Source organism: Gracilibacillus thailandensis (genome assembly GCF_010994055.1).
Classification (GTDB): Bacteria; Bacillota; Bacilli; order Bacillales; family Amphibacillaceae; genus Gracilibacillus; species Gracilibacillus lacisalsi.
On record NZ_WJID01000098.1, the window covers coordinates 1 to 12016 of the forward strand.

The window sequence follows — 12016 nt, forward strand, 5'->3', positions numbered from 1 at the left end:
TGCCCACGGAAAGCGCAGTATTCTGCCGGAGCGGTATCCTAGCACTCCTTATGGAAGGAATGGAAAAAATCTCACTCCGCAAATTACAAGTTCGCAGTTTTTATCTACTATAGAATAATTGGTCGATGCAGGAACGGGTATTTTTTATAATATAGTGTTATCATATTGATTGAAGGTGGTTATAAACGATGAAACAAAACATGCAATACATCTTACATGATCAAATGAATGTTCCGGCTTTATTAATTGAAAAATTCGCTTCTTTAGGTTTAAATGAGACGCAATTAGCTATTATTTTGCAAATTTATACGGCACAAAGAAAAGGAAATAATTTTCCAACCCCAGAAGAAATAGCCGAACATCTGACAATATCAAATGAAGTTTGCACTAATTTACTACGACAATTAATACAAAAAGATTTACTGGCCATTGAAGAGGACCAAGCTGATTACAACATCATAAAAGAATCTTACTCATTAGACCCATTATGGCAAAAGCTATATACGGTTGATCAAAAAGTAGAAAAAGTAGATAATAAGGTTGGAGAAGTTTTTCAAAAATTCGAACGTGAATTTGGCAGGCCATTATCACCTTTTGAAATAGAAATGATCAACAACTGGTTAGATGAAGATAACCATGATATTTCACTAATATACGCTGCATTGAGAGAAGCAGTATTGATGGGGAAAATTAATTTTAAATATATTGACCGTATTTTAATAGAGTGGCAAAAGAAAGGAATTAAAACTTCCCAACAAGCTCAGCAATCAAGTAAATCGTTTCACAGTCATCAGCAAAACACTTCCGTCAAGAAAGAACATCCTTATGATAAATCTTTATATTATAATTGGTTAGAAGAATAGGGGAGAGCAATGTTAACGAAAAAAGAAATAAATATTGTTCTGGAAAATATCGAGGACATGTTTCCAGATGCAGAATGTGAATTAGTTCATGATAATCCTTTTGAGTTATTAATAGCTGTTGTTTTATCTGCACAATGTACAGATGCTTTAGTTAATAAGGTAACAAAAGATCTTTTCAAAAAATATAAGACACCTGAAGATTATTTAAATGTTCCTTTAGAGGAACTGCAGCACGATATTCGCTCTATAGGACTATATCGTAATAAGTCAAAAAATATCCGAAAACTGTGTACAACTTTAATCGAAGAATATGGTGGAGTTGTTCCGAATACAAAACAAGAATTAGAAAATCTTGCTGGTGTCGGTCGTAAAACAGCAAATGTCGTCGCTTCCGTTGCATTTGGAGAGCCTGCCATTGCTGTTGATACACACGTTGAAAGAGTGTCAAAACGATTGGGTATTTGCAGGTGGAAAGATAGTGTTTTAGAAGTAGAGAAAACACTAATGAGAAAAATTCCTAAAGAAGAATGGAGTAACACACATCACCGATTAATTTTCTTTGGGCGCTACCATTGTAAGGCGAAAAGTCCTCAATGTGAAATTTGCCCGCTTCTTGACCTTTGTCGAGAAGGACAAAAGAGAATGAAAAAAAGCAGCAAGGTTTAAGAAAACCTTGCTGCTTTTTTAATTAATCTTCTTCGTTTGGCTGATCTTGTTGTTGCTCATTTTGATCTGACTGCTGCTCATCTTGATTTTGCTGATTATCATCAGGTTCATTATCTTCATTTGGTTGTTCCTCTTGCTCTTCGTTTTCTTGGCCATTCTCCTCAGGTTCTTCCTCATTGCCTATTCCCTGTGTAGATACTTGAACACTTGCAGAAGGTCCTCGTACACCGTTATTCTTTAGGAATGGAGTAACATGAATGGTATAGTTCTTATTAGGTTCAAGCTGAGTTATATTGACAGATTTTTTATTCGTGTTAAATTCATCAATCGTCTGACCACCATCTTGTACGACAATTTCAAATTCAATAGGACCATTCTGATCGTATTCCCAGCTTATTAATGCTGATCGGTTTGCTGGATCAAAAGTTTGATTTAACTGGCTGACTTGTGGAAGTTCATCCGCTTCATCTTTAGGAACCTCAACTGTAACTGTTTTAGGATCACTTTCCATATCATCATTTACAGCAATAACCTCAATCGTGTATGTTTTTCCTTTATCCACATTAGAAATTTCTACTTCTTTGTTGCCAGTTGTTGTTAAATCATTTAAGGATCCATCTGTGCCAGCTGAAACTTTGAATTCTACATCGTCTTCTTCATGATCCCATTTTGCTGTAATGCTTTCACTTTCCTCATCATAGGAAGCACTTAGATTAGTTACTGGTTCTAATTCATCAAATTTTTCAGAGACGGTATCAGGTTCTGTTCCTTTTACAAATAACTCTGTAACAATTTCAGAATCTGGTGTATATTCGCTTGGTCGTTTAGCTGGGTTTGATCCTTTTTCAACTTGGACTTCCACTACGGAATCTGGTTTCACAAAGTCTTCTGTATCCACATCCTGAGAAATAAAACTCATCGTCTCTCTAAACAAGTCATGTGCAATCTTCGTATTATTAAGTGCTTTCCGCTCATCATAGCCGGTCCATACAGCAACTGTGTAATTGGTTGTATAACCTGCAAACCATGAATCAGGGCTTCCGCCACCTTCCTCATCAGTCAGGTTAGTGGTCCCGGTTTTACCAGCCATAGGTAACCCCGAAACATTAGCTCTTGTACCAGTACCTTCTCTTACAACAGATTTTAACATATCAGTTATCATATATGCAGTATAATCGGACATCGCAACAGATGATTTAGATTCCAATTCATCTGATCTTCTGTCTGAATAATCTACTTTGATAACGGAGAAAGGTTCATGATACACACCTTCATTTCCGAAGGCTGCATATGCACCAGCCATTTCTATTGGTGTAACACTTGAACCTGATCCACCAATCGCATCTGTAAGAGTAAAATCACTCTCAAAATCCATTCCAATTCCTTCTGCGAATTCCTGTGCATTGTTATAGCCGACTTCTTCTAGCGTTTTGACAGCAGGAACATTTAAGGATTGTTCTAGTGCGTATCTTATCGACATCCACCCTTGATAACTACGATTCCAATTTCGAACAACATCATCTGTACCTGCAATTGGATATGGTTCATCATCATTTATCTGGTGATAAGTAGACCATTTTAATTCTTCTATTGCCGGACCATAGGCAACAATTGGTTTCATGGTAGATCCACCTTGACGTCCATCACCGTCAATTGCATAGTTCCAACCATCATTTTCACGATTTCTACCTGGGCCGATTGCTCTGATAGCCCCTGTTTTTGTATCAAGCACTGTTAAACCAACTTGCATATCTTCATCTTCACTATAGTCTATCGGGTTATCTTCTGCATCACTTAATAAAAACTCGACATGTTCTTGTGCGTCTGGATCTAGTGTGGTGTAGACATCTAAACTATCTTTATAAATATCCGCACCAGTCTTTTCATTGACCTCTTTGCGTACTTGTTGAATAAATCCTTCATATTTGACAAAGTCAGGCTTCTTTTCTGTTAGTAAATCCTCAATATTGACTTCTCTAGCCTCATCAGCTTCTTCTTTACTAATCTTATTATGCTGTACCATTAAATTTAATACCGTGTCCATTCTTTCTTTCGTTAAATCAGGGTTAACAAATGGATCATAGGCTGTTGGTCGTTGTGGTAAACCAGCTAAGATTGCCGCTTCTGCCAACGTCAAATCATTAAGGTCTGTTTTACCAAAGTATACTTCTGCTGCCATTGCTACACCATAAGCACCAGCACCATAATAGATCTTGTTAACATACATTTCCATAATCTCTTCTTTGGAATATACTCGATCTAATTGTAATGCAAGCCACTGTTCTTGTACTTTCCGTTTCAATTTCTTATCATTTGTCAGGAATGAACCCTTCACAACCTGTTGGGTAATGGTACTTGCACCTTGAGCCCCAAATCCCTCACGTAAGTTCGCAATAACAGCTCCTCCAATTCGCCTGAAATCAATCCCAATATGATCATGGAATCGAACATCTTCCGTAGCTAAAATCGCATTCAATAGTATAGGAGGCATGTCATCATATTCTATTTTTGTTCTTTTCTCTGCTCCTAGTTTCGCAAAAACATCGCCATTAATGTCATAAAGGTTTGTAGATGCTGGATCAGATAGTAGCTCAGCGTCTAAGTCTGGTGCCGTAGCAATATAATACGTAAATAACGCGCCAATACCTAAACCGATTACTAGAACGGCGATTAGTGCATATTTCATTAATTTTTTCCACATTGGTTTGGTCTTTGTATTTTTTTGTTTTAATTGTTTTCTTCTTTCAACTCTTGATTGGCCTTTATCTGCCATTTGTAGTTCCTCCGTTCTCCATATAATACTTGTCAATCACAGCTAAGTAATCTACTTTTGCTTGAAATCGAATGGGTATTATATAACCTAGCTTTTTCACAGTTTCATAACGAATAGATTTCCTACCACCATTGAACTGCTGATCCCAATAGGGAAATAACTCCTCAGCAGGGAATAGGAAGGTTTCTTGACTTACACTAAAACGAATTAATAGAAAGCAAATTCCACCATGATTCACTATTTGTTTCATATGATCTATCTGATGCTGATGAATGTTATGAAGTGGTAAAGAATGTTTATTCTTTGTTTCCTTTGCTTCAAAGTCTATATGCTTTCCTTTATATATACCATTATAATCCGTTGTCGACGCCTGTTTAAAGTAAGCTTCTTTAATAACTGCTGCACTTCTCTTTGGATAATCCACATGTACAATTTGAACCGGTGTTGGTTTCTTATGAATAATCGCAATATTGTGAGCTAAATAATATTGGTTCGTATCATTTATATCATCTTCCAATGACATACCACGGTTACTGTAGACAGTTTGATTAGATTTAAGTTTAGTATAAACTGATGACTTTTTGCCATTTGGATATTGCATAGACTCCCTCCTATATCATCAGGCACATCCATCATATCATGGATAGATACATCATACGCTAAGCAACTGAAATCTTCAATCAAAATGTACATAAAAAGCTTGCTGGAACAGTAAATCCCTAGCTTAAAGTTTCGAAAATCGTAACATTTATATGGGGGCTAAATTTAGAAATTATATGATTAGCTCGTAAAAAGTCGACATTACGAGAAGCAATGTCGACTTTTGTTCTAAGTTGATGGACGATTAGGTCCATTTAATTTTTTGTCATTTTGCGTCGGTATATCTTTGTTTTGCTGCTTTTCCCGTACATTATTCATCTTTCGTTTTTTGTTCACACGCATCACAATCCCTCCTTTGATTATAGTTTGACTCTTTTTGTATAAATCATACGTATATTGGAAAGTTAATGTCAGCTTATTTCTAGTTTTGTCAAGGACAAGGAATTTCAAACCTCCTAATCGAATACAGTTAATAATATAATGAGGAGGGATATGTATGCATAGTAATCAAACTATTTTTTCAAAAGAGGCATGCGAAAAAAAATTAAATGAGTTAATGGAACTTGTTGAACAAATCGAGCAACAATGGGAATTTAAAACGAATAAGGAGACACAAAGCCATCATTGGTCAGTTAATGACATTTACAAGAAAGAGGGAGCATAATAGAAATATTTTACGAATCATGTTACAGTAATGATGGCTATTAAAGGTACAGAAAGGCGGTTCAATAGTTTGTTACTGTTAACATATATAGAAGAATTAGAAAAAGAGTTAGTCAGGTTAAAAGAATATTATCTTACGCATGAACGCCCAGAAAATAAAAGGGATCCGGAATTTTTTGCTTTTGTAAAGGAAAATACAGAACCGGTTTTTGAAACGGTAGATCAATGGTACGGTGAAGCTTTAAACTTTGTGAAAGATAGGGATGTTCATGTCCATCCTCAACAGATCGAGTCGACAGAGGAAAATATAAAGTTACTGTTACTTCACAGTTATTATGTAGATGTAAAAAGAAAAAGGTATATGGAATTACATCAGTCTGTCATGTATGTATTCGACTTATTAAAAAACGATATGGATAATCTTTAAAAAAAGATCGATAGTATAGGTTGATGTCTTAGACAATCCTCCCATTCGTGACATACGCTAGTATAGAATAATAAATAGTGAGGTGACTAGAAATGAGACATCGAAGACCTTTTGGATGTGGAATGCCACCAACACCGACAGTTGTATATCCAACTAAGACTAACGAAGTGCACACTTGTACTGAAAGTGAAGTAAAGCACATCCATCCGTCCCATACTACTTGTGTTAATCATCATTTAGTGAAAAACACGCATTACTATCCACACACAACCTCTTATCAAAACACAGTTGATCAAGTCAATGTATATGGCGGACCTGGACCTATGCAAGGACCATGGAATACACCAGGAAACCAACCTGGACTTGGCCAAGGTAATCAACCCAATAGGATGCCTAGATAAGTTTTACGATCGATTCGTACCGCGATAAATGGAACGAACTATTTGAACGAACTGTCATGATTTAATTCATGGCAGTTTTTTTGTTGAGAATCACCACGGAAAGGGAGGTGGGAAGCCTGAGTGGTGGTAAGCTGTTCAAATATTTCATCATTACTACCAAGTAATAATGGAGCCGCGAGGTTTTACTGGTTTTTCTTAATTCGTAGTTAAAGTTAAATAGGCAAGTCTACATAACAAATGAATGCATATTCCTGATTTGATTGTTTCATACTATCAAAAACAATGTCGGGATGCATATAGCAATAGAACTAACTTCATCCTTGAAAAGAATAATCATAAACTCATGTAGATTCGAATTTTTGATTACTTAGGCTTCAATTATCTGGCGAGATTGATATATGTATCCAATGAATAGGGGAGAGATATGATGGAAAATATTCATGTAATTGTTCAAAGACAAAACGATCCAGACTCCAAACCATATGATGAAGAATTTCTAATTCCCTATCGTGCCAATATGAATATCATCTCTGTTTTAATGTCGATTAGAAGTAATCCGGTTAATAAACAAGGCAAGCATACCTCGCCTGTGCAATGGGACATGAACTGTTTAGAAGAAGTTTGTGGAGCTTGCTCTATGATTATCAATGGTACACCACGACAGGCTTGTTCAACCTTGGTAGATCGGTTAGAACAACCGATTAGATTAAAGCCGATGGAGACCATTCCAGTTGTACGGGATTTGGTCATTGAGAGAGAAAGAATGTTTCAAGCATTAAAAAGGGTACAAGCATGGATTCCAATAGATGGAACCTATGATATCGGTTCAGGGCCACGGATGGATGAATCAACACGTCAATGGGGATATGAGTTGTCGAAGTGTTTTACTTGTGGGGTTTGCTTGGAAGCATGTCCTAATGTAAACAGTAGTGCGGATTTTTTAGGGCCTTTTGTGTTTGCTCAAATTGATGTAAAAAATATACACCCAACAGGAGCTATGCATAAACAAGATAGGCTTGAAGCGTTCATGGGGGATGGCGGACTGGAATCTTGTGGTAATTCCCAAAATTGTGTACAAGTCTGTCCGAAAGGGGGCCCATTAACTACGTCCATTGCAAAAATTAATCGAGAAGCAACTTTTCAATCATTTCGTGAATTTTTTGGTTAAAAAATATTTAAGTTACAATAATATTATTATGTTGACTAAATAAACATATTATGATCAACAGGGAGGAAAGCGTGAATAATTTAAATTGGCTAACATATTTCATTATTATTTTGGCAAGCTACCGCTTAACTCATTTAATTGTGTTTGATAAAATTACGGAGTTTATTAGAAAACCATTTTTAAAAAAGGAAAAAGTAGTTGATGACAAAGGAAACGAGCATATTAAAAACGTTCCTACTTCGAAATTTGGTTATCTCCTGAACTGTTATTGGTGTGCAGGAGTGTGGAGTGCGATTATTATTGCAATCTCTTATATGTTTATTCCCTCTATTGCATGGCCGATTATTTTTATTTTATCGATAGCTGGTGCACAAGCGATCATTGAAACCTTTGTAGGAGTAGGGACAAAGATTACGAAATGGTTCAGTGATCAATAAAGGGAGACTCATCAATGAGAATTTTCCTTTAACAATACCTACTATGTGATCTTTGACATGATCGCTTGAACTTTGGACGGTTAATGCCATAATTAATACTGTTTTTACTTGTTTCATGCGTTTTAGGTTCAGGTATTAGGTAAGTTCTGATGGTTGTATTTCTAAATAGCAAGCTTTAAGGAGTTCGCGCATGAAGAAAGGGATAATTGTAGTCATTTCATATGGAATCATCTTGTCGATAGCATACTTATTTCATGAACCACTGTTAAATTGGTTAAACGAAAGTGACCGGTCTCAGCTGCCATTGATGTGTTTTCTTGCCGTTCTATTCGGAATTATTCCAGTGGTTCCTTTTTCGGTTTTCGGTGCGTTAATGGGAGCTAAATATGGAATTATAATGGGTGCAATGATTAATTGGATAGGTTCAGTCGGAGCATCTGCTCTCTTGTTTCTTTTTGCTCGTTTTGTTTTTGTAAAAGAGTTCCAAAAGCTGATAGCAAAGTTTAATAAGATTAAAAAGTTTGATGATTTGATAAAGCGTAATGCGTTTATCGCCGTATTAGTTAGTCGTATGGCTCCAATTATCCCACCACCTGTCATTAATATTTATTCCGGTTTAAGCGCTATGTCAATTCATACATACATTCTAGCAACCGCTATTGGCCAAATTCCTGGCATGATTGTTTATGCCTTCATAGGGAATCAATTATTCGAATCGTTTCAACATTTGCTAATAGGAGTCGGTATCTATTTAGCCTTCTTAATTCTGATAATACCTTTTTATCGTTGGTGGAGGGCTTGTTAATGTTAATTTTTGAAGATGATTTATTACTGATGGAAGAGGGATTCATTTTATGAAGGAAAGGGGATTAAACGTGTTAAAACTATCTTTAGTTATTCTCATTATTTTGATGACACTTGTTCTTATTTATTTATATTTAATCCAACCAATCGTGAAAATAAATAAAGCAGGTCAAGTTTCCGATTATGCATCTAAACGTGTAGTCATGATTATTATAGATTCCATTATGGATGAACCTTTACAAGATGCTATTAGGAAAGGAAAAGCGCCTGCATTAGAATTTTTAATTCATAATGGCAACTATTATCCAGATATGGTGAGTAGTTATCCAACTATGTCGGTAACCATTGACAGTACCTTGTTAACGGGTACCTATTCAAATGAACATAAGGTTCCTGCACTAGTCTGGTATGATGCACAAAATAAAAAGTTTATTAGTTACGGTAGTGCTAGAAAAGAAATAATGAAAGTTGGGGTAAAACAGGTTTTCCATAACAGTTTATTTGAACTAAATCACCATCACTTGAGTAGTGAAGTAAAAACTATTCATGAAGAATTAAATGGACAGTCTGCATCGATAAACACACTTATGTATCGGGCAAATCATAAACAACTGTTAAATGTACCGAGAATTTTAAAGCTGGCCGGTTTTTTAGAAAAAGGGGATTCGATCAATGGTCCTCAATATTTTTCTTACGGGATTTTATCAAAGCTAAACCCAAATAATCATCAGACACATTTTTGGCAAGGATTTGGCTTTAATGATGAGTTTTCAACTAAAGAACTTATATATTTGATAGAGAAAAATTATTTGTCTTCTTATTCTCTTGTCTATTTCTCTGATAATGATAAGAAAGTACATAAAAATGGAGTAAAAGAAACGAAGGGAATAGAAGATGCTGATAAGCAATTGCAAGAAATCCTTAATAGTTATCCATCATGGGAAGAGGCAATACAGGATAATATATGGATTGTAATGGGGGATAGCGGTCAAAGTGACATTGGAAAAGATAAAGAACAAGCATTAATTGATTTAAGGGAAATGCTAAAAGATTATAACATACATCAAATAAGTGGTCCGGTCCAAGAACAAGATCAAATCGTTCTTGGGTTAAATGAGCGCATGTCGTTTATTTATCTGTTAGATAGTAAGCTAGAGCTAGAGGATATAGCCACTCAATTAAAAACCGATAAAAGGATTAATTTCATAGCATGGAAACAAGAAGATATGGTAAACGTAATTTCTGGAGACAAACAAGGGTTACTTTCATTTAAACCTGATGGTAAATTCACTGATTCATATGGACAAAAATGGGAGATAGAAGGAAATGAAAAAATTCTAGATCTGTCACTATCAAAGGATCAAAGGGTAACATATCAAGATTTTCCTGATGGACTTGCACGGTTATATAGTTCTTTTTATTCGCATTCAGGCAGGTATTTGATTGTGGACGCAAAACCTGGTTTTGAGTTTGTTGGCGAAGGTTCACCAACACATGTAAATGGAGCAAGTCATGGCTCACTTTATAAGCATGATAGCTATTTTCCAATGATTGTTACGGGAACAGACCTCCAACCAGAACATAAGCGAATGGTTGATCTAAAACAATGGATTTTAAAAATACTAAATGAGACTCGTAACTAAAAGGGAAAACACTTGTCAGAGTTTTTGGTCCCAACTGACTATTAATGAAAGGAAGTAGACGGAGGAATATTGCATGCACATTAAAGTCATGACTTATAATATCCATCACGGTAAAGGCTTAGATAAGAAAGTAAATCTTGATCGTATTTGTAAAATTATAGCCGACAGTAATGCAGATATTATCGGTTTAAATGAAGTAGACAGATATTTTTCAGAACGAAGTCATTTTCAAGACCAAATGGAGTATCTAACAAAGGAATTAAAATACTATGGTGCTTTCAGTCCTGCGCTATCCTTACAACCAAGAAGTAAATATTTAACTCGACAATATGGTAATGGAATACTGTCTCGTTTCCCCATTTATACACCCAAGAGTTATCTGTTTAACCATCGCCTTTGTATGACGGAAGACAGATCTATTCTTGAAGCAACCATTTCATTAGATAATAAATGGGTGCATTTTTATGTTACACATTTAAGCTTAAATCCTTCTCTGCATAGGCAACAAAGTGATTTCCTCATAACCAAAGCGAAGAGGCCAACAGTAATTATTGGAGATTGGAATATGAAAGCACATTCCAAGAGATGGAAAAGGGTAGTAAAGGTGTATAATGATGTGTGGGATTCCATAGCTAATCAAGATGGACTGACTTATCCATCGAAAAATCCGCGGAAAAGACTGGATTATATTTTTGTTAGTAGGGACTTTACTATTTTGGATGTACAAGTTAACGACTCGATCCCCATAGCTTCCGATCATTTGCCTTTTGTATCTACTTTATCCATCTAACACACTTTCCTCTCTACATATCCTAATAAAGGTAACATCTAACAGAATAATCGTAGGAACATATGCCAAAATAGTATTGGTATTACTTTACGAGAGGAAAAAGAGATCATGAATATCAAGTTATATGTACTAACATTATGGCAAATCATTGACCCTATTTACTTTATGTTTACTCGGCTTACTTATATTGATGACTTAAAGGGAAGAAATCGTAATATTTTTAGAGTTCGTTTAACTCGTTATAAGGGAAAAGAATACATTTTATCTGATGGTACTGTCATCCAAAAAAATGATCTATTAATAAAAATTCATTTGCATAATGTACAATTGATGAAAAGCGTCAGAAATATAAAAAGCGATGTCAGAAAAGCAATGGTCATACATCAAAATGTACAGAAATCGTTACCACAGCTGGCAGAGTATGTGAATAATCATTCTAACGCCTCTGATATAAAAGGAATAATAGGTATAACAATGCTTAATCGTGGCAGTTCTAAATTAGGGTTTGAAACGGTAGAGATTAGTAATTCTTTTTATAAATACTTCAAATGTATTGCTTTACTCCCGATTTACTGGCTATCGGTTAATTCGCTTTCTTCTAACAGTTTAAAAAAACATCATCCATGTTATTTATTCATGTCGAAAGAAAAATTGCTCAACAAATACTTCCAGCAAATGTAACACTTTATACAAATAAAGAGAAGCTGATACACAACTAAAACATTCCAAGCTAAAGACGAACAATGAAAATGCGTAGGTGGGAGATGAATCGCCTTCGGAC

Annotated in this window: 13 protein-coding genes; 11 read left to right on the forward strand and 2 right to left on the reverse strand. The window is 35.4% G+C overall.

The features are described from left to right. Nucleotides 1-188: 188 nt before the first annotated feature. On the forward strand, nucleotides 189-863 hold the full coding sequence (locus GH715_RS20005) for a DnaD domain-containing protein (RefSeq protein ID WP_153836474.1): 675 nt from the start codon (nucleotides 189-191) through the stop codon (nucleotides 861-863). 9 nt (nucleotides 864-872) lie between these two features. Further along, nucleotides 873-1529 (forward strand): endonuclease III, encoded by a 657-nt coding sequence (gene nth, locus GH715_RS20010; RefSeq protein WP_153836473.1) that lies wholly within the window; start codon nucleotides 873-875, stop codon nucleotides 1527-1529. Nucleotides 1530-1551: 22 nt separating this feature from the next. Here nth and GH715_RS20015 read toward each other — a convergent pair whose 3' ends face one another. Together GH715_RS20015 and recU are read right to left on the reverse strand one after the other, a co-directional pair. After that, complete coding sequence (locus GH715_RS20015) at nucleotides 1552-4302, reverse strand: penicillin-binding protein 1A (RefSeq protein WP_153836472.1); 2751 nt, start codon at nucleotides 4300-4302, stop codon at nucleotides 1552-1554. Then, complete coding sequence (gene recU / locus GH715_RS20020) at nucleotides 4292-4903, reverse strand: Holliday junction resolvase RecU (protein WP_153836471.1); 612 nt, start codon at nucleotides 4901-4903, stop codon at nucleotides 4292-4294. The genes GH715_RS20015 and recU overlap by 11 nt, the downstream gene beginning before the upstream one ends. 495 nt (nucleotides 4904-5398) lie before the next feature. Between recU and GH715_RS20025 the strand changes: the two genes are divergently transcribed. The 9 genes from GH715_RS20025 to GH715_RS20065 all read left to right on the forward strand — a co-directional run bounded on the left by GH715_RS20025 (nucleotide 5399) and on the right by GH715_RS20065 (nucleotide 11916). Further along, the gene (locus tag GH715_RS20025) at nucleotides 5399-5566 is read left to right on the forward strand and encodes a hypothetical protein (protein WP_153836470.1); all 168 of its coding nucleotides are present in this window, start codon (nucleotides 5399-5401) and stop codon (nucleotides 5564-5566) included. Between the two features lie 30 nt (nucleotides 5567-5596). Further along, a complete protein-coding gene (locus GH715_RS20030; protein WP_338029427.1) occupies nucleotides 5597-5992 on the forward strand; it encodes a DUF1798 family protein in 396 nt (131 codons plus the stop codon). 92 nt (nucleotides 5993-6084) lie between these two features. Further along, a complete protein-coding gene (locus tag GH715_RS20035; protein WP_153836468.1) occupies nucleotides 6085-6393 on the forward strand; it encodes a CotD family spore coat protein in 309 nt (102 codons plus the stop codon). A 424-nt stretch (nucleotides 6394-6817) separates the two neighbouring features. Further along, the gene (sdhB, locus tag GH715_RS20040; protein ID WP_153836467.1) at nucleotides 6818-7561 is read left to right on the forward strand and encodes a succinate dehydrogenase iron-sulfur subunit; all 744 of its coding nucleotides are present in this window, start codon (nucleotides 6818-6820) and stop codon (nucleotides 7559-7561) included. Between the two features lie 71 nt (nucleotides 7562-7632). After that, on the forward strand, nucleotides 7633-7998 hold the full coding sequence (locus GH715_RS20045; RefSeq protein WP_018933751.1) for a DUF1360 domain-containing protein: 366 nt from the start codon (nucleotides 7633-7635) through the stop codon (nucleotides 7996-7998). A gap of 190 nt (nucleotides 7999-8188) precedes the next feature. Next, entirely contained in the window at nucleotides 8189-8803 is a 615-nt protein-coding gene (locus GH715_RS20050; RefSeq protein ID WP_153836466.1) for a TVP38/TMEM64 family protein, read from the forward strand. A gap of 70 nt (nucleotides 8804-8873) precedes the next feature. Beyond that, a complete protein-coding gene (locus tag GH715_RS20055; protein WP_205601875.1) occupies nucleotides 8874-10445 on the forward strand; it encodes an alkaline phosphatase family protein in 1572 nt (523 codons plus the stop codon). Between the two features lie 73 nt (nucleotides 10446-10518). Then, nucleotides 10519-11235, forward strand: a complete 717-nt coding sequence (locus tag GH715_RS20060; protein ID WP_153836465.1) for an endonuclease/exonuclease/phosphatase family protein — start codon at nucleotides 10519-10521, stop codon at nucleotides 11233-11235. Nucleotides 11236-11349: 114 nt separating this feature from the next. Next, complete coding sequence (locus GH715_RS20065; RefSeq protein WP_163578792.1) at nucleotides 11350-11916, forward strand: YkoP family protein; 567 nt, start codon at nucleotides 11350-11352, stop codon at nucleotides 11914-11916. Nucleotides 11917-12016 lie beyond the last annotated feature (100 nt).